The sequence below is a fragment of the Streptomyces hygroscopicus subsp. hygroscopicus genome (genome assembly GCF_030269125.1).
GTDB classification, from domain to species: Bacteria; Actinomycetota; Actinomycetes; order Streptomycetales; family Streptomycetaceae; genus Streptomyces; species Streptomyces hygroscopicus_C.
Window position 1 is genome coordinate 448,071 of record NZ_BSSM01000001.1, and the last position, 23,678, is coordinate 471,748.

Genomic DNA, 23,678 nt, shown 5'->3' on the forward strand with positions numbered 1-23,678 from the left:
AAAAATAACGGCCCCGTCACGCGCGGGACGGGGCCTGGCCGGTTCAGGAGGGGACCGGCGCGGGGGGCGCAGCCGGCTGGCCGGCCTGGGCGAGGCCCAGTTGCGCACTGAGCAGATGGGCGTCGAGCATCCCCACCTCGGCGGTGCGGGCGGCCCGAGCGTAGCCGTTCAGCATGCGCTTGGTGAGGACGAGCGACTCGGGCGCGCGCCGCAGCAGCGGCCTGATCCAGGAGCCGACCACCTCGTCCAGGGCCTCCCGGGGCGCCACCTTGTGCAGGAGACCGAGCCGGTGGGCGGTGGCCGCGTCGAAGTTCTCACAGGTGAGCATGAGTTCGCGGATGTGGGAGACGCCGGCCTCGGAGATCAGCCGGCCCATGGCGCCGCCCCACGCGGGGGGCAGGCCGAGGGCGACCTCGGGCATGCGGAACCGGCAGTCGTCGGCGCCCGCGCGCAGGTCGCAGTAGGAGGCGAGGGCGAGTCCCGCGCCGATGATCCGGCCGTGCAGCCGCGCGACGGTGATCGCGTGGGTGTTCTCCAGGGCCTCGCACACGCGCAGCGCCTTGTCGTTCATGCGACGCAGTGCGGTGCCGGTGGGGTCGTGGGTGAGCGCGGCCTGGAACTCGGTGCGCTCGGCGCCCAGGTTGAAGTCGTCGCCCGCTCCGGTCAGCACCAGGACGCGGACGTCCGGCCGGTCGTGGAGGGCGGTGAGGACGGCGAGGAGGTCGTCGAGGGCGGCGACGGTGAGGGTGTTGTCCTTCGGCGTGGCACCGAGCCGGATCCACAGCACGGGTCCGTCGAGGTCCGCCTGGATCGCCGTGGTGGCGAACGGGCGGTGGGGGCCGGCCTGTTGGGCCGTAACGGTTATGTCGGTCATGTCGGTCATGCGAGGGTGACGTCCAGGTTCAGCAGTCGTCTGAAGGCCACGCGCGGCGCCCAGTCCGGGCGGCGGACCAGGGTGAGCTGGGGGAAGCGCGTGACCATCTGGTGGAGGAGGGTCTGGGCCTCCAGGCGGGCCAGGGGCGCGCCGAGGCAGTAGTGGATGCCACCGCTGAAGGCCAGGTGGGCCGGCTTGCGGTGCATGTTGAACAGTTCGGGGTCCTCGTGCTTGGCCGGGTCGCGGTGGGCCGCGCCGACCAGCAGGTGGACCATCTCGTCCTTGCGGATCTCCACGCCGCCCAGTTCGCAGTCGCGCGAGGAGACGCGGCTGATGACGTGGGTGGGCGGGTCGTAGCGCAGCGACTCCTCGACGGCGGCCGGCACCAGGTCGGGCTGGACCGTGAGCCGGTCCCACTGGCGGGGGTGGTCGAGGAGCAGCAGGACGGTGGTGGACAGCAGGGTGGTCGTCGTCTCCAGGGCGGCCAGGAGCACGAACAGCGCGAGGAAGTAGACGGCCTCGTCGGCCTTGTCCTGGTCGCTCTCCATGCCGTCCCACACCTTGATCCAGCGCGAGACGGGGTCGTCGCCGGGGCGGGCGCGCCGCAGGCGCACCAGGTCGGTGAAGTAGCGGCGCAGTTCGGCGGTGGCCGCGTCCGACAGCGCCAGCTGACTGGCGGAGGGCAGCAGTTCCTGGGTGAACACCTGGTCGTGGGTCAGCTCGCGCAGCCGGGGGTAGTCGGCGGGGGGCAGGCCCAGCCAGTGCCCGATGACGGCGACCGGCAGTTCCTCGGCGACCAGGTCGTTGAGGTCGGCCTCGCCGTCGTGCAGCCGCTCGGCGAGGTTGTCGAGCAGCTTGGTGGTGAAACGTTCTGTCATCCCGCGTATCTCGTCCAGGGAGCCGCGGTCGAACAGGCCCGCCGAGCGGCGCACCCAGGTGTGCTCCGGGGGGTTGAGGGCGGGCAGCGTGCGGCTCATCTCGCGGGAGGACGGCGCCGTCCAGCGGGTGCCGTCGCCCTGCTGTTCTCGCCAGCGGGCGTCCGGCTCCAGCCAGTCTCTACTGCGGACGACCTGGTCGCAGACGTCGAATCCGGTCACGAGGTGGCCGCCCCAGGGTGCGGCGGCCACCGCACCCCGGGAGCGGAGTTCCGCGTAGATCGGAAAGGGGTTGGCCTGCCCCTTGGCGGTGCGCAGGCGGGAGAAGAGCGATACGGCGAAGCGTCTGTCGGCGGGCGGAGTGGTGACGGTTTCCACAATGACCCTTTCTGATCTAGACATCAGCCCGCATGCATACCCTCCGCTTCTGACGCATATACAAGATGACTATGCAACGAGCGAGTTGCCTTCGTCACTCCCCTCGGGTCCACGCCAGGAAGCGGCTGAACAGGCCCGCCTTGGGCTTCTGCGCCCCGGCCATCGCCGGCCGGGGCGTGGCCGCGAGGGGGGACGCGGAAGCCGCCACCGGGGATTCCGCCTTCTGGGCCGAGGTCGGCACCACGATGCGCGGGGTGAAGCGCACCGGCAGCGCCACCAGGGAGCGGCTCCACGGCGCCGGGACCCAGCTCAAGTCCTTGAAGGGCATCCGAACTTCGACGTCCGGGAGCCGGTTGAGCAGGGACTCCACGGCGGTCACCGCGATCACGAACGCCGGGTCCTTGGCGGGACAGGCGTGCGGGCCCGCGCCGAAGGCCAGGTGGGCCTTCGCGCTGAGCTGCTCGCGGTGCTCGGCGAGGCGTGGGTCGGTGTTGGCCGCCGCGAAGGAGATCATCACCGGATCGTTCGCCCGGACCACACGGCCGCCCAACTCCACGTCGTGCGTCGGGTAATGGGCCGCGTAGTTGGCGATGGGCGCGTAGTTCCACAGGACCTGGGTGACGGCGTCCTCGACCGGCAGACCGGTCTGCCACTCCTCGCCGAGTATCAGCGCGCTGGCGGTGCCTATCACGGCGGACAGCGGCGTGGTGCCACCGGACAGCAGGGTGACGAGCTGGTGCAGCACCTCCTCGTCGGTGAGCTGCGCCGAGTGCTGCATCAGACGCGTCGTCAGGTCCTCGCCGGGGTTGCGCCGCTTGAGGGTGATCAGCTCGTTCAGCGCCTCGGCGAGCAGCTGGTCGGCGCCGGCGCTGCCGGAGAAGATGCCGGTGATGCCGGCGATGACACGGTCGCCGATCTCCGGCGGGCAGCCGAACAGATCGCTGAACACCAGCAGCGGCAGCGGCTGGGCGTACTCCGCCATCAGCTCGGCCTGGCCCATGCGTTCGGAGCTGAAGCGGCTGATCAGGTAGTCGGCCGAAGCCTGGGTCTGACGTACCAGCTGGAGCTCGTTGACGCTGGCCAGACTGTCGGTAACGGCCTGGCGCAGCCGGGCGTGCGCAGCGCCGTCGCTGAACAGCGCGTTGGGCCGGTAGGCCAGCATCGGCAGCGCGGGGCTGTCCTCGGGGACCCGGCCCTCGTGCAGCGCGTTCCAGCGCCGCGAGTCGCGGACGAAGGAGGCGGGGTTCTGGAGGATGTAGAGCGCGGCGTCGTAGCTGGTGACCAGCTCGACCTCGACGCCGGGCGCGATGTCCACCGGGGCGCTCGGGCCGAGGCTGCGCAGATGGGCGTAGTGACCGTCCGGGTCGGAGCCGAACCGGGGGCCGTAGAGCTGGGTGTTTCCGTGTGCGGGGCAGCCGGGGGGCGGCTCTGTGCCGGGTCGCTGCTGCATGAGCGGGGGGCTCCTAGTCGATGAGGGAGAGAAGATGGTGCACGAGGGTGATCAGCGCGTGCGCCGACGACTGCTCGTTGCGGACGTCGCAGGGGACGACGGGGGTGTCCGCGGACAGGTTGAGCGCCTCGCGCACCTCAGAGAGCGGGTAGCCGGGCGTGCCGTCGAAGTGGTTGACCCCGATGGCGTACGTCAGACCGAACCGCTCGACCAGGTCGAGGATGGGGAACGACTCGGACAGCCGCTCGGGGTCGACGAGGACGAGCGCGCCCAGGGCACCCCGGGACAGCTCCTCCCACATCTCCTTGAAGCGTTCCTGGCCGGGGGTGCCGAAGAGGTACAGCACCACCTCGTCGTTGATGGTCAGACGGCCGAAGTCCATGGCGACCGTCGTGGTGGTCTTGTCGGGAGTACCCGACAGATCGTCGAAGCCCTCACTGGCCTCGGTGATCTCTTCTTCGGTCCGCAGCGGCTCGATCTCGGAGATGCTGGCGATACACGTGGTCTTGCCGACCCCGAAGTGCCCCACCACGAGCACCTTCACCGCCGTACGGACACCTGAGTCCAGGTACACGAATCACGCTCCGAATCGGGCTCTGAGGCCGTCGAGCACGGCGTTCAGTACTTCTCGGTCGACACGTTCCGCGCGGGGCACCGGCTTCCGCGCGATGATCAGGCCGCTCTCCTCCATCTCGGCCAGGAGGATCCGGACGACCCCCAGCGGCAGACGGGTGTGTGCGGCGACCTCGGCCACGGACAGGAATCCGTCCATGACCAGGTCCAGAACCTGACGGGCCTCCGGGGTGAGCGTGCGCACCGTGGTGGCGGCGTGCTCGCTCGCGGACACCAGCGTCGTGTGCCCGTAGGCGTGTTCCGGGGGCAGGGACCGCCCGTTCGTGATCACGAAGAACGGGACTAATGCGGAGGTGAGTTCCAGATCCTCGTCGGGCTCGTCACTCACGCGCGGCTCGCCTCCCCGTGGGGGGCCAGATACGCGCCGAGGCGTGGCACGACCTGGTGCAGCCGGGTGGTGAAGTCCTCGATGTCCGCGTCGTGCTGGGCCGCGGCCGCGAGGAAGGCGCCCCGTCCGGCCGAGATCAGGAAGATCCAGCCGTGCTGGAACTCGATGACCGTCTGCCGCCAGAGCGCGTCCTGCTGGACGCCGGCGAACTGCGCGGTGGCCCGGCTGTAGGCGTGGATACCGGTCATCGCGGCGGAGATGGTGTCCGCGAGGTCCTGGCTCATGCCCGTGGTGGCCCCGCGGGGCAGTCCGTCGCCGCCCAGCAGCACGGCGTGCCGGGCGCCGCGCACCTCGCTGATCACCTCGTCCAGGTCGGCGATCCGGATCCCGGTGCCGATCTCCTGACCGTCGCGGGCGCGCTGGGCGCGCGCCCCGGCCTCGTCGGCGTGCACCCGGGGCGGCGAGGTGAGGTTGTTCCCGAGCCGGGCCACGAGCCGGTGCATGCGGAAGGAGATCTGCTGCATGTCGACATCGGGTGCCGCGGCCGCCGCCAGGTACGCGCCCTGCCCGGCCCCGATCAGGAAGATCCAGCCGTGCGAGAACTCGATGATGGTCTGGTTCCACTGCCGGTCCGGGGCGTCCCCGGCGAAGTGGGACGTGGCCCGGCTCAGCGACTGCATGCCCGCCATGGCGGCGGAGATGGTCCGCACGTCCTTCTGGGCCATGCCGTCGGTCGCCCCGCGGGGCAGGCCGTCCGCGGACAGCAGGACGGCGTGGCGTGCCTTGGGCACGTTGGCCACGATGTCCTCGAGCATCCACGAGAGGTCGGTGATCATGTGTCATCGGACCCTTCGGACGGTGCCGCGGAGAGATTGCGGCCCGAGAGCGTGCCGCGCTGGAAGGCGCCCAGGCTGCGGCCCGCGGCCCGGCCGGCGTCCTCCGTCGCCGTGACGTGCGGCAGGCCGACGGTGTCCTGGTCGGGAACACTGGCGATGGGCACCTGGCGGGCGCCGCGCCGGGGCAGGCCGTTGGCGGTGCGCGCCACGGACTCGGGCCGGGTGGGTATGCCGGGCTGCTCGATAACGGGCTGGACCTCTTCCACCGGTGCCGTCTCCTCCTCCGTCCACAGCTCCTCGGGCAGCAGCACGACCGCGCGCACGCCGCCGTAGCGGGAGACACCGGTCACGTCCACCCGGAAGCCGTACTGCTGGGACAGCAGGCCGATCACGGGAAAACCGAACTTGGGCTGGTTGCCCAGCTGGGACAGCCGGGGCCGGTACTGGCCGGAGAGCAGGGCGCTGGCCTTCTGGCGCTCCTCGTCGTTCATGCCGACGCCCGCGTCGTCGATGACGATGCAGAGGTTCTTCTGCACCCGCTGGAACGTCACCTCGATGGGCGAGCCCTGCTGGGAGAAGCTGGCAGCGTTGTCGAGCAGCTCGGCGACCGCGAGGGCGACGGGCGAGACCGCCGACGCCTTCAGCGCGAAGCCGGTCTGCTGCATGATCTCCACGCGCCGGAAGTTGCGGATCTGCCCCTGGGCGCTGCGCACCACGTCGTAGACGCTCGCGGCGCGGCTGCGGCGGCCCAGCGGGGCGCCGCACATGACCGCGATGCCCTGTGCCTTGCGCGCCATCTGCGCGTTGGCGTGGCCGACCTCCAGCAGGTCGCCGAGGACGGAGTGGCCGCCGTACTTGCGCTGGATCTCCTCCAGCAGCGCCAGCTGTTCGGCGGCGAGGCTCTGCAGGAAGCGCGCCGAGCCCTTGAGTACGGCCTTGGTGCTGTCCTCCGCCGCCTCCTCGGCTTCCTGGATGGTCTTGGCGTGGTCGGTCCGGTGCTGGTGGAGCTCTGCTCGTAAAGTGGCCAGTCGGCCGTCGGCCTCGCTGAGCCGCTGGGTCAGTGCGGCTTCGGACCTGTCCTTGTTCACCGCTATGGCCTTGGCGCGACGACTGAGGACCACGGCCGCGGCGACGCCGAGCGCCGCCACGACAACCAGGCACCAGACAAGTGCGTCTCGAATCATGGAAACCTTTCCTGGCGTTTAGCCTGCGGCCGTTGGCGGAAGTGCACCGCACCGCCGGTGGGACGACCGGTCGCGAACGGGTCGGGCAGGTCACGCGGAGGACCGGACCGAAACCGTTTTCTGCGGCGCCTGAGCCGAGGGGACCAAGGTCACAGACGCGGGGATGCTATCACCCGCTTAGGGGAACCTTTGCCACGCCGAGTCACGCCAACGACCCTGCTCACGGCATGGGTTGCGGCGATTACGCGCTGCTGCTCGGACAATTCCGGATCGGTGTCCGGGAGTTGCCCGGAAGCGGCGACAAAGGGGCGTAAAGGCGCCGCCGGATCAGCCGATCTGACGGGCGAACACCTCGTAGGCCAGGGCATCGAGGAGCACGAAGCGGACCTCCTCGACGGCCGTGTCCGTGGAGCGGGCGGCCGCCAGGGCGATCCGGGCGGCGTCCGCCATCGGCCAGCGGTAGACACCGGTGGAGATGGCCGGAAACGCCACCGTGCGGGCGCCGAGCGCGTCGGCGACGCGCAGGGACGCGCGGTAGCAGGAGGCGAGCAGGGGCGAGCGGTCCTCTTCGGCGCTGAAGACCGGTCCGACGGTATGGATCACCCACCGGGCGTCGAGCCGCCCCGCGGTGGTGGCGACGGCCTGTCCGGTGGGCAGGCCCCGGCCGTAGCGCGAGGCGCGCAGGGCGCGGCACTCGGCGAGGATCGCGGGCCCGCCGCCGCGGTGGATGGCGCCGTCGACGCCTCCGCCGCCGAGCAGTGAGGAATTGGCCGCGTTGACGATCGCGTCGGCGCGCTGCCGGGTGATGTCGCCCTGGACGAGGAGGATGCCGGTCATGCCTGTCGCAGCCTCCGCCAGACGGCCTTGGCCGCGTTGTGCCCCGACATGCCGTGCACCCCGGGTCCGGGCGGGGTGGCCGAGGAGCACAGGAAGACGGCCGGGTGGGGGGTGTGGTACGGGAACAGGGTCGGCCGGGGCCGCAGCAGCAGCTGGAGTCCGCAGGCGGCGCCGCAGGCGATGTCGCCGCCCACGTAGTTGGCGTTGCGGGCGGCCATCTCGGCCGGGCCCGTGGTGACGCGGGCGAGGACGCGGTCGCGGAAGCCGGGCGCGAAGCGCTCCAGCTGGCGCTCCATGGCATCGGTGAGGTCGCCGGACCAGCCGCTCGGTACATGCCCGTACGCCCAGAAGACGTGCTTGCCCGCCGGGGCGCGGCCGGGGTCGGCCACACTCGGCTGCACGGTGATCATGAACGGCTTGCCGGGGGCCCGGCCCTCGCGGGAGGCGGCGCGCAGGGCGGTGCCGATCTCCGCCTGGCTCGCGCCGATCTGGACGGTGCCGGCGACGCGGGCCTCGGGGGCGGTCCACGGCACCGGGCCGTCCAGCGCGTAGTCGATCTTGAAGACGCCGGGGCCGTACCGGTAGCGGTCGTAGTAGGCGCCGAAGCCGGCGATGCGGGCGAGGGCGGCGGGCGAGGTGTCGAAGACGTAGGCGCGGGCGGGCGGCAGGTCGTCCAGGCGTTTGACCTCGTAGTCGGTGTGCACCTCGCCGCCGAGATCCGCCAGGTAGGCGGCGAGGGCGTCCGAGACGGCCTGGGAGCCGCCGCGGGCCACCGGCCAGCCGCGGGCGTGCGCGGCCAGCGCGAAGACCAGGCCGATGGCGCTGGTGGCGAAGCCGTCCAGCGGGGCCATCACATGGGCGACCAGGCCGGCGAACAGCGTCTTGATCCGCTCGTCCTTGAAGCGGCGCATCAGCCAGGTGGACGGCGGCAGCCCCGCGAGGCCGAAGCGGGCCAGCGTCACCGGATCGCGGGGCAGCGCGGAAAGCGGCAGGGACATGAAGTCCCGTACCAGCGTGTCCCAGTGGGCGAGCAGCGGCTCGACGAGTCTGCGGTACGACCCGGCGTCGCGCGGCCCGAAGGAGGCGGCGGTCTCCGCGACCGAGCGGGAGAGCACGGCGGCGGTGCCGTCGGGGAAGGGGTGCGCCATGGGCAGCTCGGCGTGCAGCCACTGAAGGCCGTACCGCTCCAGGGGCAGGGCGCGGAAGGCGGGCGAGTTGATCCCCAGGGGGTGGGCGGCCGAGCACGGGTCGTGCCGGAAGCCGGGCAGGGTCAGCTCCTCGGTGCGGGCGCCGCCGCCCACGGTGGAGCGCGCCTCGAACAGGGCCACGGAGAAGTCCCTGCGGGCCAGTTCCACGGCGGCGGTCAGTCCGTTGGGCCCCGCACCCACCACGACCGCATCGAGCATCGACGGCACCTTCGGACCCCTTCGTCAGCCGATGGCCACTCGGCTTCAGGATATGCCGGGCCACCGACAGAGCGGCTCCCGCGCGGGGCCCCGACGGCTCCGCGGGGCGGCAGGCGCCGGTTCGCTCCCGCTCGGCCCGGGAAAGTAGGTGACGTCAGCCGAGACACCGCCGAGGAGGGGGACGGCATGGCCGGTGGCCGACAGCGGATGAGGCGCTCGTTGGTGGTGTACGCGTTCTGGGTCGCCTGCCTCGCGACGCTGGTCGTGGGGATCCTGCTGGTACCGCTCGACGAGAAGCTGACGTCGCGCGAAGTGCTCTCGTCCATCGGGCTCAACCTGGTGGCCGGTGTCATCTTCGCGGTGATCTTCACCCTGTTGAGCAACCGGGCGCAGGAGCAGAACCTGGAGGGCACGCTCAAGGAGGGCCTGGACCAGTTCTCGGCACGTCTGGCCGCGGAACTGTCCAGGGGCCGGAGGGAGTTCCTGCCGACCGCGCGGTACGAGCCCGTCGAACCCGCGGACGGCGGCTACGGCGACCCCTTCAACGTCGACATGACCGAGAGCCTCGAACGGACCGGGTACTACGCCTTCCGCGGGCCGAGCGCCCGCTATGTGGCCGCCCGGCTGCGCTGCTCCAGCCACTTCCCGCAGCAGGTCACCGTGGCCATGCTGAGCCCGGGAGACACCCAGATGATCGCCCGGCGGGCCGCGGACCGCCGCAACTGGAGGCGCTTCGCCGGGCAGTCGGCGCGTGAGCTGGAGGACGGCCTGCGCGACGAGCTGGTCATGTGCGTCGTCTCGCTCTTCGACTACCGGCGCTACTGCCCGGTCAAGCTCCTCTACACCGAGGACACCGCCGTCTACCGCTACGAGATGTTCGACGACTCGGTCTTCGTCTCCTGGTACCACGCCCACGGCGCCGAGGCCCTGGAGATGCCTCCCTCCTACCGTTTCGGCTCGGAGTCGTTCCTGTACAAGACGCTGCGGCTGGATCTGACCCGCAGGTTCGACATCTCCCGCCACAAGGTCACGTTCACCGCGGAGCAGGACGACGACTTCCTGATGCGGCATCTCGCGGACCTCACCGGAGGGCCGGTGACCGAGCAGGACCTCGCGCACTGGCGCGCCGAATACGACCGCAGGACGGCGGACTTCACGTCGTACATGAGCACCATCTACGACAGTCTCTCCCGGCTGCGCCGGCTGACCGACGAGCGGGCGGCGTGAGCGGGGCCGCGGCGGAGCTGCGCGCGCTGCTGGCGTCCGGCACGGCGGACGAGCGGCTGGGGCGCGGCTGCGCCGAGATCCTCCGGGACATCGCGCGCGGCAGGCTCACCCCGCGGGGCCTGCGCCACCCCCTCGGGTTCCTCTACGTCCCGCTCGACCGGCGCCCCGACTCGGTGCTGCGGCTGCACCTGTGGCCGCGGCGGCCGTGGTGGTCGACCCTGACGACCTCCCCGTACCACATGCACGCCTGGCGGCTGGTCAGCTACGTGCACCGCGGTGCCGTGCGGAACACGACCGTCGAGGTGCGGGCGGCGGCCGACGGGGACGCCGAGTACCGGGTCTTCGACATCGACGGTGAGGGGGAGCGCGATCTGCTGGTCCCCTCCGAGGAGACGGTCGCGGTGTCGTCCCGGGCGACGTCCACCGTGCGTGCCGGAGGGCTCTACGGCCTGGACGTGGGGACCTTCCACTGCACCAGCCTCCTGGAGGGCACGGCGGCGGTGACCCTCGCCCTGGTGGACCGGGTGCCCGGGGCGCGGGAGCGGGCGCTGGGGCCCTGCGGCCTCGGGCGGCACAGCACCCTGCGGGCAACCGCGCCGGCGGACGAACTGCGGCGCTTCGCGCGCGAGTCGCTGCTGGAGCCAGGGGCCTGAGGTCAGCGCCCCACGGCGTACCCCTGCATCCCGCGCGGGTTCGCCGCCGCCGACAGCAGGCCGGTCTCCGGGTCGCGGGCGACCACGCAGAGCCGGCCCTCGGACCAGGCGGGGCCGAGGGTGAGGTCGTGGCCGCGGCGGCGGAGTCCGGCCACGACCCCGGGCGGCATCCGCGACTCGACGGTCAGCGCGCCGGGGTGGTGGCCGCGCGGGTAGAAGGAGCTGGGGAAGGCGTCGTTGTGCCAGTTCGGGGCGTCGACGGCGCCCTGGAGGTCGAGCCCGCCGCGGACCGGGGCCCGCAGGGCGACGGCGAGGAAGAAGTGCGGCTGCCACTGGTCCTGCTGGTCGCCGCCGGGCGTGCCGAACGCCATGACCGGCACCCCGTCGCGCAGCGCGAGGGACGGGGTGAGGGTGGTACGGGGGCGGCGGCCGGGCGTGAGGGTGTTCGGCAGGTCCTCCTCCAGCCAGGCCATCTGGAGCCGGGTGCCGAGCGGGAAGCCCAGCTCGGGCACGACGGGGTTGGACTGCAACCAGCCGCCGCTGGGCGTGGCCGCGATCATGTTCCCCCAGCGGTCGACCACGTCGAGGTGGCAGGTGTCGCCCCGGGTGCCGCCGTCGGCGGCCACCCGGGGGTCGCCGGACAGCCGCGCGACCGTCGGCTCCCCCACGCCCATCGGGTCGAAGCCCTCGTCCGCGAGCGGCACGGGCTCACGGGCCCGCTCGGGCAGCCGCGGGGTGCGCCCGCCGGGGGCGCCGGGCCGCAGCTCGTACGACGCCTCGGCCCCGATCAGCGCCCGTCGCCCGGCGTTGTACTCCTCGGACAGCAGCTCCGTGAGCGGCACGTCGGCGGCGTCGCCGTACCAGGCCTCCCGGTCGGCCATGGCCAACTTGCAGCCCTCGACCAGGAGATGGACGTAGTCCTCGCTGCCGTACGCGGGGAGTTCCGGCGGGAGCAGGGCGAGTTGCTGGAGGAAGGCGGGGCCCTGGCTCCAGGGGCCGGCCTTGCACACGGTCCAGCCGTTCCAGTCGTACGACACCGCGTCCTCGTACGTCGCCGACCAGGTGGCGAGGTCCTCCGCGTCGAGCGTCCCGGTGTGCCGCTCGCCGCTGGTGTCCAGGGTGGGCCGCCGGGACTGCCGTACCAGGGCCTCGGCGATGAAGCCGGAGCGCCACACCTCACGGGCGGCGTCGATGCGGGCCTCGCGGCTCCCGGCCCGCGCGGTCTCGGCGAGCAGCCGGCGCCAGGTGGCGGCGAGGGCGGGATTGCGCAGCAGCGCGCCGGGGCGGGGCGCGCGGCCGCCCGGCAGGTACAGCTCCGCCGAGGACGTCCACTCGGTCTCGAACAGCACCCGTACGCTCTCCACGGTCGCACCGACGTTCTCCACCGGCGGGTGCCCGTGCTCGGCATAGCCGATGGCGTGTTTCAGCACGTCCTCAAGGGACTTGGTGCCGTGGTCGCGCAGGAGCAGCAGCCAGGCGTCGAAGGCGCCGGGCACGGCGGCGGCGAGCGGGCCGGTGCCGGGGACGAGGTCCAGGCCGAGGTCCCGGTAGTGCGCGGCGGTGGCGCCGGCCGGGGCCACGCCCTGCCCGCACAGCACGCGCACCGTGCCGCCGGCCGGCGCGAGCAGGATCGGCACCTCCCCCGCCGGACCGTTCAGGTGCGGTTCCACGACGTGCAGCACGAACGCGCCCGCCACGGCGGCGTCGAACGCGTTGCCGCCGTCCTCCAGCACCGCCATCGCCGACTGGGAGGCCAGCCAGTGGGTGGAGGAGACCATGCCGAACGTGCCGTGCAGGGTGGGCCGGGTGGTGAACTGCACGTCTCACCTCGCGGGAGTCGGGGCCGTTACCGGTCGTGCGGTCGGCCGCCAGGCTACCGGCGGTCCCGTTGCCCGTCTCCACCCCGCGCGACGCCCAGATGGCGCAGGGCCGACGCCGCCGCTCCGGCCCCGCACATGCCGTGGGCGCCGGGTCCCGGCGGGGTGGCGGCCGAGCAGCAGAAGACGCCGGGCAGACCGGTGGCGTAGGGGTCGAGCGCGAGGCGGGGGCCGAGGACCAGCTGGGGGACGGTCTTGGCGCCGGTGAGGATGTCGCCGCCCGCGAAGTTGGGGTTCCGCGCGGCGAACTCGGCCGGTGAGGTGGTGCGCAGGCCGACGACGCGGTCCCGGGTGCCGGGGGCGAAGCGTTCGAGCTGGGCGAGTACGGCTTCGGTGGCGTCGCCGTCGTAGCCGTACGGGACGTGCGCGTAGGTCCAGACGGGGTGGACGTCGCCGACGGAGCGGGCGGGGTCGGCGAGGTACTGCTGGCCGACGAGGACGAAGGGGCGCTCCGGCATGCGGCCGGCGTTCACGTCCTTCTCCCCCCGGGCGATCTCGGCGAGGGTGCCGCCGAGGTGGACGGTGCCGGCCCGCCGGGCGTCCTCGTTCGTCCACGGCACGCCCCCCTCCACCGCCAGGTCGACCTTGAAGGCGGCGGGGCCTCGCCGGAAGCGCAGGTAGGCGTCGCGGACGCGGGTGGGCAGGCGGTCGGCGTAGATGCGGGCGATCTGGGCGGGGTCGAGGGCGAGGAGGGTGACGTCGGCGGGCGGCAGCTGGCTGTGGTGGGTGACGCGGACGCCGGTGTGGACGCGGCCGCCGTGGGCGCGGAGCGCGTCGGACAGGCTCCGGGCGATGGCGCCCGAGCCGCCCTCCGCCACGGCCCATCCGGCGGCGTGCCCGGCCGCGAGGATGCCGAGGCCGATCGCCGAGCCGAGCGGATGGTCCAGCGGCCGGAAGGAGTGCGCCGCCACGCCCGCCCACAGGGCCCGCGCCCGGGGGGTGGTGAAGAGGCGGGCGAGGAGGGCGGCCGGGAGGGTGGTGGGCAGGCCGAAGCGGGCGAGGAGCAGGGGGTGGGCGGGGACGCGCAGCAGGGGACGCAGCACGTCGTCGCCGAGGGCGTCCCAGTGGCGTACCGAGGGCTCCAGCAGGCGGCGGTAGCGGGGGCCGTCGGGCCCGAGCAGACGGGCGGTGTCCTCGACGGAGCGCAGCAGGACGCCGGCCGTGCCGTCGTCCAGGGGGTGCGCGCAGTCGATGTCCGGCAGCCGCCAGCGCAGTCCGTACCGTGCCAGGTCGAGGGCTCTGTGGGCGGGCGAGGTGACGGCCATGGGGTGGATGGCCGAGCAGTGGTCGTGCAGCAGGCCCGGCAGGATCGCCTCCTGGCTGCGGGTGCCGCCGCCGACCTCGTCGGCGGCCTCCAGGAGCGTGACGTCGAGTCCGGCCTTGGCGAGGAGGGCGGCGGCGGTGAGCCCATTGGGCCCGCCGCCGACGACGAGGGCGGTGCTCATGCGGTGGTCTCCTCAGGGGTCGGACGCAGCGGGTGGCACCGCCGCACGTCGTACACGGGGTAGTCGGGGCCGTCGGTGGGCCAGGGCTGGCGGGTCAGCATGTCCCGCACCGCGACCTGGCCGCTTTCGAGGAGGCCGAGCGCCGCGTCGTGGACCTCGTACGCCTGGGTCCGGCGGTGGATGGGCTGGCCCTCCAGGCAGATCACGCGCACCTCCCCGGGCGCGAAGCCGCAGCGGTCCTGGACGGCGCGCAGCAGCTGGTCGTCGTGCAGGTGGCCCTCGCCGAAGTTCCAGCCGAGGGCGAAGCCGGCGATCAGCTCGCCGTCCACCACGACCGTGTCGTCCTCGCCCCAGGTGACGCGGTCGATCAGGCCGTTGTGCGCGCGGCCGTGGGAGTGCATCGAGCGCCAGCTCTGCACCTTCTGGGACATCAGCAGGGCCGTCTCCTTGTCGTACAGGGTCTCCAGCTGCCGGGTGGGCAGCCGGCACGAGGTGGTCAGTCCGGCCTCCAGGCGGGCGAGGGCGTCGCCGGTGAACAGCCAGGCGCTGGTGGCCCAGTTTCCCGCGTAGTAGCGCATGGCGGGCAGGAACGACACCAGGTCGGGCCGGGCGTTGCCGAGCGCGGGCAGCAGCAGGAGGCTCGGCAGGATCACGACGAGCAGCCAGGGCGAGTGCAGGTGCCAGACGCTGATGTCGGTGTGGGCGCCGAAGAGGTAGAAGAGCGAGAAGACGAAGAAGATGTTCCATTCCAGCGGCACGCCCATCGGCACGGTCGACAGGATGTGCAGGTGGAACACGGCCATGTAGACGATCGCCGCCCAGGTCCAGAAGCCGCCGTCGCCGAGGAAGACCAGGTACAGGGGGACGCCGTACTCGGTCACGGTGCCGATGTGGGCGAGGCAGAACGGCAGCCGTGAGGGGCGCAGGTCGTGCGGGTGGTCGCGGAAGAGCAGCCGCTTGAGGCGGCGGCCCGGGACCAGCGGGGCGTTGCTCAGCATCGTCGCCACCACGAACGGGAAGTGGTGGTTGAGCTTCGACGTCGCCGCGCCCCACCACAGGGCCAGCATGACCAGCTGGAAGCCGATGAACTGGTCGCTGTAGGGGAAGAAGAACAGCAGCAGGGACAGCCCGTACTGCTCGCCCCGCGCGGCCAGGAAGACCGTCTTGTCGCGCAGCCCCAGCAGGACGAGGGCGGCGAGGAGCGGGAGCGCGGCGCGGGCGTCGAGCAGCCCGGCGGGGCCGGTCATGGGGCGGGTGAGCAGCCATCCGGCCGAGACGAGGACGACGGCGTACAGGACGACGTCGATGACGGTACGACGGCTGCCGCGGGTCAGCGGCACCCGCTCGGGCCAGGGGGGCAGCCGGATGGTGCCCGGCCGCAGCCAGTACAGCACCGACCCGATGGGCGGGTTGAAGCGGGAGGTCAGGGGCCCGGAGCCGCAGCCGAGGCCGACCACCTCCCACAGCAGGGTGAAGACGATCAGCTTCTGGTAGACGATCGGCTCCGACCACCAGGACGCGATGCCGGTGACACCGCCGAGGCCGGGCGTCAGGGAGATGACGTACGCCGAACAGGCCACGTACAGCAGGCACTTGACGAGGTAGAAGAGGTACACGGCGTACGGCGTGCCGAAGCCGTACTCGACCCAGTGCCGGGTGAGGACCTTCAGGCGCTCGGGACGCGGCAGCGCGCGGAACGACTCGGCGTCGACGGGCGGGAGTTGGGGGTTCACGAAGCCCATGGGGATCACACCCTTGTGTCTCGGGGGTCGGCGGCTCAGCGGGAGGGGGTGAGCGCGCGGCGGCGCAGGGCGGGCTTGTCGGTCTTGCCGACGGCGTTCTTGGGGAGGCCGGGCAGGACGAGGATCTCGACGGGGCACTTGTACGGCGCGAGGCGCTCGGCGGCGAAGTCGGCCAGCGCGGCGCGCGGTGCGCCGGTGCCGTCGCGCAACGCGACGTAGGCGACGGGGACTTCACCCAGGACGGGGTCGGGGCGCCCCACGACGGCGGCCTCGCGGACGGCGGGGTGGTCGTGCAGCACGGTCTCGATCTCCTTGGGGTAGACGTTCTCCCCACCCCGGATGATCATGTCCTTGACGCGGTCCACCAGGACGAGGTAGCCGTCCTCGTCCAGACGCCCAAGGTCGCCGGTGTGCAGCCGGCCGTCGCGCAGGGCCCTTGCGGTCTCCTCCGGCCGGCCGAGGTAGCCGTGCATGACGGTGGGGCCGCTGATGACGACCTCGCCGATGCCGCCGTCGGCGACGACCCGGCCCTGGCGGTCCACGATGGTGACGGTCTGTCCGGGCAGCGGCGGGCCGACCGTGCCGGGCTTGCGGAGGCCGTCGAGCGGGTTGGAGGTGGAGGCGCAGGTCGCCTCGGACAGGCCGTAGCCCTCGACGAGCGGGAACCCGAAGCGCTCCTCCACGGCGGCGATGAGCCGCGGCGGCATGGGGGCGGCGCCGCACACGGCGAAGCGGAGCGAGGAGGTGTCCGGCCGTACCTCGGGCGGCAGGTCGGCCAGCATGGCGTAGATCGCCGGGACCCCGGAGAAGAAGGTCGGGCGGGCCCGCTCCAGGGCGTCGAAGAAGCCCTTGGCGCTGAAGCGTCCGACGAGGGTGGCCCGTCCGCCGGCGCGCAGCGGGGACAGGACGCCGACGACGATGCCGTTGACGTGGAACAGCGGCAGGACGAGGAGGCTGTGATCGGCCGCGGTCAGCTTCATCGCGTCGGTCATCGTCCCGGTCATGGCGTCGATGTTGCGGTGCAGGAGTTCGACGCCCTTGGGCCGGCCGGTGGTTCCGCTGGTGTAGATGACCAGCGCGAGCGCGTCGTCGTCGGCCGCCGGTTCGGGCAGGGGGCCGGGGCCCGGTGCCGGGGCGGCCAGTTCGGCGAGGGTGACGGGGGTGGTGGAGGCGGGCAGGCCGTCCGGCGGCTCCTCGGCCACGACGACCCGGGCGCGGCAGTCGGTGAGCTGGTACGCGGTCTCGGTCGCGGTCAGGGCGGGGTTGACCGGGGCGAGGGCGGCGCCCAGCCGCCAGGCGGCGAAGAGGGTCACGACCAGTTCGACGCGGTTGCTGAGCTTGACCGCCACGATGTCGCCGGGGCGCACGCCGCGGTGGGCGAGGTGGCGGGCGTAGCGGTCGACCAGGTCGGCGAGGGCGGCGTTCGACAGGGTGCCGTGGGTGTCGTCGGTGAGGGCCGGCGCGTTCGGGGCTTGTTCGCGGCGCACAGCGGGCAGACGGCTCAGGTTCATACGGGGATCGGACCTCTGGGCTGGGGTGGCAGGCGAATGGACGCGACCGTAGGTCCCGCGTGCCCCGCGCGGCCACGGCCGCGGGGCACAAGGTCGGCGGCGGTTTTCGTGCTCCGGGCACGAACGCCTGGTTCCGGCCACGCCGTAGGGTGCGTCCCATGCAGTCACAGGAAGCGTCGGTGCGCCGGGTCGGCGACCGTGTGCGGGAGTCCCGGGAGGCGCTCATCGAGGAGCTGGTCCGGGACACCCGGGCGCAGATCGGCGCCCTCGACCACGATGCCGCGGCGCGCTCCCTGCTGGAGGCGAGCATCACGGAGAACATCGTGGCCGCCATCAACTACCTGCGGCAGGGGATCGACCCGGACCTGCTGGAGGCGCCGACGGCCGCGCTGGCCTACGCCCGTTTCCTCGCGCAGCGGGACGTGCCCCAGTCGGCGCTCATCCGCGCCTACCGCATCGGGCACCAGCGCTTCCTCGACCACGCCTTCGCCCTGCTCGACGATCTGCCGGCCGCCGAGCGGGTGCCGGTCTGCGTCGAACTGGTCCGCCGTTCGGCCCGGTTCATCGACCTGATCTGCGAACAGATCGGCCGCACGTACGAGCGGGAGCGCGACCGGTGGGTGGCCAGTCGCAGCGGGGTGCGCCAGCAGTGGGTGACCGACCTGCTCGGCGGGCGCCCGGTGGACCACGCCGCCGCCGAGCGGGCGCTGCGGTACCCGCTGGACGCGGTGCACATCGCGTGCACGCTGTGGCCGGCCGGGCGTATGACCTCGTTCGACCTCGTCGCCGCGGTGGACGACGTGCGCGCCCATGCCGTGTCGGTGCTGCGGGCCCGTGCCGCGCTGCTGGTGCCGACCGACGAGCACGAGGCACGGCTGTGGCTCGCGTTGCCCGCCGCGGGGCCCGCGCACTTCACCGCGCCGGAGGGCAGCCCCCTGCACGCCGCCATCGGCCGCCCGGCGCCCGGCCTGACGGGCTTCCGCACCTCGGCGCGCCAGGCCGCCCAGGTCAGGGAGATCCTCGGCACCCGGCTCGGCTCCGGGGCCGGCGCCGCACCGCTGTGGGTGCACTACGACGAGGCCGCGCCCGTCGCCCTCATGGCCGGGGACCTGCCGGCCGTCCGCGACTTCGTGGCGGCCTCCCTGGGCGCCCTGGCGGCGGCCGGCCCCCGCACGGCCGTGCTGCGCGACACCCTGCGCACCTTCCTCACCCACCACCGCAGCCACGCCGCCACCGCCCAGGCCATGAGCCTGCACCGCAACTCCATCCAGTACCGGGTCCACCGGGCCACGTACCTGCTCCCCCGTGGCGACGACAGCCTGGCCGACGACTTCAACGTGCGCGCCGCGCTGCTCGCCGTGCACTGGCTGGGGGACGCGGCGCTGGGCGCCGATCCGTAGGCGGAGCCGGCCGGACCGCGCCGTGAGGTGGCGAAGGCCGCGTTCTCGTCCCGGCGCGTGGGCGTCGGGCCCTCCCGGAGGCGTCCGTGGGGTCCGGCGCCGACGGGCGGCGGGTTCCGGCTCACGGGACGCCCGGCCCGGTGGTCCCACCGGGACGCCCCGCGGGAGGGTCACGGCGGGGCCGTCGCGGGTCACGGGCCGGCGTCGCGGCCGCGGAGGTGCCGTACCGCGCAGCCGGAGGGTCCAGGCCGGACCGGGGACGTACAGGGGGTCCGGCCGGGGAGGGGCCGGGGCTCGGGATCGCCGCCGTGGCGGGGTTCTGCGACGGGGTGCTCCCGTGCGGCGGGGAGCGTGGAGTCCGGGAGACCCCGGACGCGGGGAGGCGGCCCGGGGTTCGCTTCGACGGTATGCCCGCGCCACCTGCTCCCCGCCCCTTCCTGACGTGACGCTGACGGGGATCCGCACGGATTTGACGGGTTGCTGACGCCCCCGTCGAGAGGGCCGTGAACAGGCCGTCGGCAGCGCGCCGACGGGAATCCCACCGCACGCCGCTCCCCGGCCGCGGCCGCCCCGGTCCGTCCCCGAGCGGGAGCGGCTCCCGCAGGCACCGCGTCCCCGGCTGCCCGGCAGGCGCTCGTCACCCCCGGCGCCCCCCCTGCCCGCCGCCGCACCGGGCCGACCCGGGACGCGGCCCCCTCGTGCTCGGGCCGGCGGCCTCGGCCGGCCGCGCCGCGCCCGGCCGCCCCTGCCTCGCCCACGCCCTCCGTCCCCCGCGCTCCCCACCGCACACCGCGCCGGCCGGCGCGACACCCTGCGGCCGGGCGCCTGGCCAGGGGCGGTGCGGTGCGGAGCGGCGACGCGGGACCGCGCCGCCGCACGAGGCGCACGGCGGACCCCCGCGCCCGCCCCGTCCGAAGCGGTGGCCCGGCCCCGGCCCGGTGATCGGAGGCGCGGCGACCGTACGGCGCGGGCGGGAGGGGTCGTTCGCCGGCCGGCCGGGGGCGGGGAACACCGCGGGGAGGCCGTGCGTTGATCACGGCGAGGGAAACGGAGGGTCCAGGCGGTGCACGGAGAGTACAAGGTGCCCGGCGGCAAGCTCGTCGTCGTGGACGTGGAGACGGACGGCGGCGTGCTGCGCGACGTCCGGGTGGCGGGCGACTTCTTCCTGGAGCCGGACGAGGCGCTGGACGCGGTGAACGGCGCGCTGGAGGGCGCCCCGGCGGGCACCGACGCGGCCGGGCTCGCCGCGCGGATCGAGGCGGCGCTGCCCGCGGGCACGGTGATGTACGGGCTGACGGCGGAGGGCATCGCCATCGCGGTGCGCCGGGCGCTGGCGCACGCCACCGACTGGACCGACTACGACTGGCAGTTGATCCACGAGGGCCCCCAGTCCCCGGCCCTGCACATGGCGCTCGACGAGGTGCTGACCGCCGAGGTGGCCGCGGGCCGGCGCCCGCCGACGCTGCGCGTGTGGGAGTGGGGCGCCCCCGCGGTGATCATCGGCAGCTTCCAGTCGCTGCGCAACGAGGTGGACCCGCACGGCGCCGCCCGCCACGGCATCGAGGTGGTGCGCCGGATCTCCGGCGGCGGCGCGATGTTCGTGGAGCCCGGCAACACCATCACGTACTCCCTCTCGGTGCCCGAGGCCCTGGTGCACGGCCTGTCCTTCCAGGACAGCTACGCCTACCTGGACGACTGGGTGCTGGCCGCGCTCGGCGACATGGGCATCCGCGCCTGGTACCAGCCGCTGAACGACATCGCGACCGACCAGGGCAAGATCGCCGGCGCGGCGCAGAAGCGGGTCGTCGGCCCCGGCGGCGGTCCGGGCGCGGTGCTGCACCACGTGACCATGTCGTACGACATCGACGCCGACAAGATGACCGAAGTGCTGCGCATCGGCCGGGAGAAGCTGTCCGACAAGGGGACGAGGAGCGCGAAGAAGCGGGTGGATCCGCTGCGCCGGCAGACCGGGCTGGACCGCGAGACCGTCATCGACCGCATGATCGACTCCTTCCGCGGCCGCTACGGACTCGCGCCGGGCAAGGTGACGGACGAGGAACTCGCGCGGGCGCGGGAACTGGCGCGGACGAAGTTCACGGCCGAGGAGTGGACCGCCCGGGTGCCCTGACCGTTCCCTGACGGACGGCACGCTTCAGGACCGGGTCAAGGCATGCCCATGCCCCGGCCAAACCCGTGTATGAGTTCCGTGCACGTCCAGGTCACCGGCCCCGACAAAGCCGGATTTGCCCCGCCGCCCGCTGGCTACCGTGGTCGGGCCTGAATCGGCCACGCACGACCACGGGGAAGAGGTGACGGCGGTGGCGGCGCCGATACGTTCACGCCTGCTCGATTTCCTGGAGCCGGAGCCGGGACCTCCGGGGGGAGCCTGCCCGGAAGACGGTCCCCGCCCGCGACGTTCGGCCCTGCTGGACCTCGCCGAGTCCGCCCCTCCCCCGCCCCCGGCCGCCGACGGCCGGCCGGGCCCCCGGCCGGGCGTGCCGCCGTACCACACGCCGGTGTGCGTGCCGGCGCATCCGCGCTCCGTCGCCGGGACCGGCACCGACGGCCGCCCCGCCCGCGTGCCGTTCATCGTCGTGGAACTCTTCGCACACCCCGCGCGGGGCACGGTCGCCTTCGCCTTCACCTCCCCGGCGAAGCTGGCGGCGGCGCTCGGCGACGCGCAGCCGTGGGTGGCCGGGTCGCTCGGGCCGCTGGCCGAGGAGATGGGCGGACGGGGCGTCACCGTCCTGCTCGATCCGCGCGTCGCGCCCGGGGAGTCCAACTGGCGGCCCGAGGACCTGGCCGCCCTCGCACAGGAGGTGCGCCGGTGACGGCCGACTTCAAGGTCATCTACGAGGACCTCACGGGGCTCGCCAAGGCCTTCCACGACCAGGCGGGCGACTACCGCAAGCTCGCCCCTGACGTGTCCCCGGCCGTCGTCAGCGGCGGCGACCCGGCGCTGGACTCGGCGATCAAGGAGGTCGCCGACCTCATCATCGCGCTGCACACCGGGCTCGCCGACCGCATGGACGACCACGGCGACAAGGCCGGGTACGCGCGCGACTCCTTCCACCGGCACGACGTGGACGTCCACGGCGTCTTCGAGGACCTGACGGAGGGTCTGGACTGATGGGCGACAGCTGGGTCGGCGGCGACATCGGGGGGCTGCACACCATGGCCACCACGTACAAGAACGCCAAGGACAAGCTCGACGACGTGGTGAAGCCGCTGAGCACGGCGGTCGAGAAGCTGGCGAGCGACGCGAGCTGGAAGGGCGAGGCGGCCGAGACGTTCCGCGGCAAGTGGAGCGAGGACGAGATCACGGCCGGCGGCTTCGCCGAGCTGGTGCACCAGGCGGGCACCATCCTGGGCACCCTCGCCGACGCGCTGACCACCTGTGAGACGTCCCTGCAGAACGCGGAGCACACGGCGTCCCGCCAGGGCGTGGTCTGCGACGCCAAGGGCGCCCCGCAGCCGATCATGACGGCGAACCCGCCGAGCGCGGACGACCGGAAGACCATCTCCGCGATGAACGAGTACGCGAAGGTGCGCGACCGGATCCTGCACACCGCGCAGCACGCGCGCATCGAGGCGGCCCAGCAGCTGTCGGACCTGTACGACCAGGTGACGTCGAAGGACAGCTCGGTGTCCACCGGCGACAAGGTCACCATCGCGGACTATCTGCGCGGCCTGTACGCGTACGACGCCGAGGACGCCCGCGCCGGCGGCGAGAAGGCGCGCGCCCAGCTGGACGACGCCAAGCAGGCGGCGCAGGACGCCAAGAAGGAACTGCGCGCCGAGCGCAAGGCGTACCAGAAGGCGGGCAAGGCGCTGCCCAAGGACCTGCCCGCCAAGGGCGCGTACAAGGACGCGCTCACCAAGGTCGACGACCTGGAGGACGCCATCGCGCGCGCGGAGAACGGCAGCACCAAGCTGCCGTACGACCGTGCGCTCAATGTGAAGCTGGCCGACGCGGCGGATCTGCTGCGCGCCGGCAAGAGCCTGGAAACGGTGCCGGACTTCCTGAAGGAGATCCCGGTGCTGGACGTCGCCGCGGCCGGTGCGTGCGGTCTGCTGGAGGCGTCCGACGACCACGACAAGGGCTGGTCGTGGCAGAAGTCGATCGCGGTCGACGGCGGCGCCAACATCGCGGGGCTCGCGGCCGGTACGGCCATCACCGCGGGCCTGGTGGCCGCCGCGCCCGTCGATGTGCCCGTCGCGGTGGTGGCCGGGGTCGGCGGGGCCGTGGTGATCGGCGCGACCGGCATCATCGACCACTCCTTCCACGAGCACTGGAGCGAGGACATCCACGACCACGGCGTGGTGGGCGGCATCCTGACCGGTTCCGGGCACGTGCTGTCCAAGACCGGCGACGACTTCGTACGACTGAAAGACGATGTGTGGCATGGCATCAAGAGCATCTTCTGAGGCCGCGGCCTCCCCGGCGCCCGCGCGGATCCCCGAGCTGCCGGGGCTCGGCACCACCTGGTACCGGCGCGGCCCGCGCTACTGGCTGCGCCGCACGGTCAACGCCCTGTTCCTGCTCACCGTCCTGGCGTTCTTCTGCTACATCGCGCTCGTCCTGTATTCGGGTGCCCCGCGCACCTATCTGCCGCGGGGCATGCGCACGGGATGGGACGTGACGCAGGCGGTGGCATCCTGCGTGGCCCTGGTGTGGGGCTGGACGAAGCAGCGCCGGAGCCACCGCGAGGCGCTCCTCGCCCCTCCCTCCCCCGGTCGGGTCGCGGGGGCCAGACGCGACGGCAAGAGGCGGGTCCCCGGCCTGGTCGCCCTCGGCCGCGGGCTCCTCCTCCTCGCCGCGCCCCTCATGCCCATGCTGGCGGCCTGGTGCGTCGGGTGGTTCCTGGCCCTCCTCACCGTCCGCGAATACCCCACCGAGGTCGGCGCCCGCCGCTGGCTGGAGGCGCAAACCGGGCGGAGCGGTACGTCGTGAGCGCGTGCCCGTGATCGCGCGAGCACCCTGCGAGTTCGTGCTTCCGCCGTACGGACAGCCGTGTGACA

Annotated in this window: 21 protein-coding genes; 8 read left to right on the plus strand and 13 right to left on the minus strand. The window is 73.2% G+C overall.

Annotated elements, in window-relative coordinates:
- Window positions 1–43: 43 nt before the first annotated feature.
- The 9 genes from QSK45_RS01865 to QSK45_RS01905 all read right to left on the minus strand — a co-directional run bounded on the left by QSK45_RS01865 (window position 44) and on the right by QSK45_RS01905 (window position 8,801).
- A complete protein-coding gene (locus QSK45_RS01865; RefSeq protein ID WP_285552507.1) occupies window positions 44–874 on the minus strand; it encodes an enoyl-CoA hydratase/isomerase family protein in 831 nt (276 codons plus the stop codon).
- Window positions 875–879: 5 nt separating this feature from the next.
- Complete coding sequence (locus QSK45_RS01870; protein WP_285552510.1) at window positions 880–2,151, minus strand: cytochrome P450; 1,272 nt, start codon at window positions 2,149–2,151, stop codon at window positions 880–882.
- Window positions 2,152–2,221: 70 nt separating this feature from the next.
- Window positions 2,222–3,577 carry a cytochrome P450 family protein gene (locus QSK45_RS01875; RefSeq protein ID WP_285552512.1) on the minus strand — a complete coding sequence of 452 codons (1,356 nt, stop codon included), beginning with the start codon at window positions 3,575–3,577 and terminating at the stop codon, window positions 2,222–2,224.
- Window positions 3,578–3,590: 13 nt separating this feature from the next.
- Window positions 3,591–4,151, minus strand: coding sequence for a GTP-binding protein (locus tag QSK45_RS01880; RefSeq protein ID WP_285552514.1), 561 nt, complete (start codon window positions 4,149–4,151; stop codon window positions 3,591–3,593).
- A 3-nt stretch (window positions 4,152–4,154) separates the two neighbouring features.
- Complete coding sequence (locus QSK45_RS01885) at window positions 4,155–4,538, minus strand: DUF742 domain-containing protein (RefSeq protein WP_285552516.1); 384 nt, start codon at window positions 4,536–4,538, stop codon at window positions 4,155–4,157.
- Complete coding sequence (locus QSK45_RS01890) at window positions 4,535–5,374, minus strand: roadblock/LC7 domain-containing protein (protein WP_285552518.1); 840 nt, start codon at window positions 5,372–5,374, stop codon at window positions 4,535–4,537. The genes QSK45_RS01885 and QSK45_RS01890 overlap by 4 nt, the downstream gene beginning before the upstream one ends.
- Complete coding sequence (locus QSK45_RS01895; protein ID WP_285552519.1) at window positions 5,371–6,558, minus strand: ATP-binding protein; 1,188 nt, start codon at window positions 6,556–6,558, stop codon at window positions 5,371–5,373. Before QSK45_RS01895 ends, QSK45_RS01890 begins: the two co-directional genes overlap by 4 nt.
- A gap of 327 nt (window positions 6,559–6,885) precedes the next feature.
- Entirely contained in the window at window positions 6,886–7,395 is a 510-nt protein-coding gene (locus QSK45_RS01900; protein WP_285552521.1) for an O-acetyl-ADP-ribose deacetylase, read from the minus strand.
- Complete coding sequence (locus QSK45_RS01905) at window positions 7,392–8,801, minus strand: phytoene desaturase family protein (protein WP_285552523.1); 1,410 nt, start codon at window positions 8,799–8,801, stop codon at window positions 7,392–7,394. Before QSK45_RS01905 ends, QSK45_RS01900 begins: the two co-directional genes overlap by 4 nt.
- 186 nt (window positions 8,802–8,987) lie before the next feature.
- Between QSK45_RS01905 and QSK45_RS01910 the strand changes: the two genes are divergently transcribed.
- Window positions 8,988–10,028 carry a hypothetical protein gene (locus QSK45_RS01910; protein WP_285552525.1) on the plus strand — a complete coding sequence of 347 codons (1,041 nt, stop codon included), beginning with the start codon at window positions 8,988–8,990 and terminating at the stop codon, window positions 10,026–10,028.
- Window positions 10,025–10,681, plus strand: a complete 657-nt coding sequence (locus QSK45_RS01915; protein WP_285552527.1) for a hypothetical protein — start codon at window positions 10,025–10,027, stop codon at window positions 10,679–10,681. The genes QSK45_RS01910 and QSK45_RS01915 overlap by 4 nt, the downstream gene beginning before the upstream one ends.
- Window positions 10,682–10,683: 2 nt before the next feature.
- Here QSK45_RS01915 and QSK45_RS01920 read toward each other — a convergent pair whose 3' ends face one another.
- The 4 genes from QSK45_RS01920 to QSK45_RS01935 form a co-directional block, all read right to left on the minus strand.
- Window positions 10,684–12,459, minus strand: coding sequence for a gamma-glutamyltransferase family protein (locus QSK45_RS01920; protein WP_285553372.1), 1,776 nt, complete (start codon window positions 12,457–12,459; stop codon window positions 10,684–10,686).
- Window positions 12,460–12,554: 95 nt separating this feature from the next.
- The gene (locus tag QSK45_RS01925; RefSeq protein WP_285552529.1) at window positions 12,555–14,003 is read right to left on the minus strand and encodes a phytoene desaturase family protein; all 1,449 of its coding nucleotides are present in this window, start codon (window positions 14,001–14,003) and stop codon (window positions 12,555–12,557) included.
- Window positions 14,000–15,745, minus strand: coding sequence for a DUF3556 domain-containing protein (locus tag QSK45_RS01930; protein ID WP_285552531.1), 1,746 nt, complete (start codon window positions 15,743–15,745; stop codon window positions 14,000–14,002). Before QSK45_RS01930 ends, QSK45_RS01925 begins: the two co-directional genes overlap by 4 nt.
- 35 nt (window positions 15,746–15,780) lie before the next feature.
- Window positions 15,781–17,256 carry a class I adenylate-forming enzyme family protein gene (locus QSK45_RS01935; RefSeq protein WP_285552533.1) on the minus strand — a complete coding sequence of 492 codons (1,476 nt, stop codon included), beginning with the start codon at window positions 17,254–17,256 and terminating at the stop codon, window positions 15,781–15,783.
- 158 nt (window positions 17,257–17,414) lie between these two features.
- Between QSK45_RS01935 and QSK45_RS01940 the strand changes: the two genes are divergently transcribed.
- The 6 genes from QSK45_RS01940 to QSK45_RS01965 all read left to right on the plus strand — a co-directional run bounded on the left by QSK45_RS01940 (window position 17,415) and on the right by QSK45_RS01965 (window position 23,610).
- Window positions 17,415–18,656: a PucR family transcriptional regulator gene (locus tag QSK45_RS01940; protein WP_285552536.1), complete on the plus strand. Its 1,242-nt coding sequence runs from the start codon at window positions 17,415–17,417 to the stop codon at window positions 18,654–18,656.
- 1,063 nt (window positions 18,657–19,719) lie between these two features.
- Complete coding sequence (gene lplAB / locus QSK45_RS01945) at window positions 19,720–20,784, plus strand: lipoate-protein ligase LplAB (RefSeq protein ID WP_285552537.1); 1,065 nt, start codon at window positions 19,720–19,722, stop codon at window positions 20,782–20,784.
- Between the two features lie 190 nt (window positions 20,785–20,974).
- Window positions 20,975–21,487: a hypothetical protein gene (locus tag QSK45_RS01950; protein WP_285552539.1), complete on the plus strand. Its 513-nt coding sequence runs from the start codon at window positions 20,975–20,977 to the stop codon at window positions 21,485–21,487.
- On the plus strand, window positions 21,484–21,786 hold the full coding sequence (locus QSK45_RS01955; RefSeq protein ID WP_285552541.1) for a DUF6317 family protein: 303 nt from the start codon (window positions 21,484–21,486) through the stop codon (window positions 21,784–21,786). The genes QSK45_RS01950 and QSK45_RS01955 overlap by 4 nt, the downstream gene beginning before the upstream one ends.
- Entirely contained in the window at window positions 21,786–23,084 is a 1,299-nt protein-coding gene (locus tag QSK45_RS01960) for a hypothetical protein (protein WP_285552543.1), read from the plus strand. The genes QSK45_RS01955 and QSK45_RS01960 overlap by 1 nt, the downstream gene beginning before the upstream one ends.
- Entirely contained in the window at window positions 23,062–23,610 is a 549-nt protein-coding gene (locus QSK45_RS01965; protein WP_285552546.1) for a hypothetical protein, read from the plus strand. Before QSK45_RS01960 ends, QSK45_RS01965 begins: the two co-directional genes overlap by 23 nt.
- Window positions 23,611–23,678: the final 68 nt, after the last annotated feature.

Bases quoted from the DNA above. Each gene is read 5' to 3' on its own strand.
- QSK45_RS01900 (WP_285552521.1), bottom strand. From the start codon at position 7,395: ATGACCGGCATCCTCCTCGTCCAGGGCGACATCACCCGGCAGCGCGCC.
- QSK45_RS01865 (WP_285552507.1), bottom strand. From the start codon at position 874: ATGACCGACATAACCGTTACGGCCCAACAGGCCGGCCCCCACCGCCCG.
- QSK45_RS01875 (WP_285552512.1), bottom strand. From the start codon at position 3,577: ATGCAGCAGCGACCCGGCACAGAGCCGCCCCCCGGCTGCCCCGCACAC.
- QSK45_RS01920 (WP_285553372.1), bottom strand. From the start codon at position 12,459: ATGGTCTCCTCCACCCACTGGCTGGCCTCCCAGTCGGCGATGGCGGTG.
- QSK45_RS01905 (WP_285552523.1), bottom strand. From the start codon at position 8,801: ATGCTCGATGCGGTCGTGGTGGGTGCGGGGCCCAACGGACTGACCGCC.
- QSK45_RS01890 (WP_285552518.1), bottom strand. From the start codon at position 5,374: ATGATCACCGACCTCTCGTGGATGCTCGAGGACATCGTGGCCAACGTG.
- QSK45_RS01910 (WP_285552525.1), top strand. From the start codon at position 8,988: ATGGCCGGTGGCCGACAGCGGATGAGGCGCTCGTTGGTGGTGTACGCG.
- QSK45_RS01935 (WP_285552533.1), bottom strand. From the start codon at position 17,256: ATGAACCTGAGCCGTCTGCCCGCTGTGCGCCGCGAACAAGCCCCGAAC.
- QSK45_RS01940 (WP_285552536.1), top strand. From the start codon at position 17,415: ATGCAGTCACAGGAAGCGTCGGTGCGCCGGGTCGGCGACCGTGTGCGG.
- QSK45_RS01960 (WP_285552543.1), top strand. From the start codon at position 21,786: ATGGGCGACAGCTGGGTCGGCGGCGACATCGGGGGGCTGCACACCATG.
- QSK45_RS01965 (WP_285552546.1), top strand. From the start codon at position 23,062: ATGGCATCAAGAGCATCTTCTGAGGCCGCGGCCTCCCCGGCGCCCGCG.
- QSK45_RS01895 (WP_285552519.1), bottom strand. From the start codon at position 6,558: ATGATTCGAGACGCACTTGTCTGGTGCCTGGTTGTCGTGGCGGCGCTC.
- QSK45_RS01925 (WP_285552529.1), bottom strand. From the start codon at position 14,003: ATGAGCACCGCCCTCGTCGTCGGCGGCGGGCCCAATGGGCTCACCGCC.
- QSK45_RS01930 (WP_285552531.1), bottom strand. From the start codon at position 15,745: ATGGGCTTCGTGAACCCCCAACTCCCGCCCGTCGACGCCGAGTCGTTC.
- QSK45_RS01870 (WP_285552510.1), bottom strand. From the start codon at position 2,151: ATGTCTAGATCAGAAAGGGTCATTGTGGAAACCGTCACCACTCCGCCC.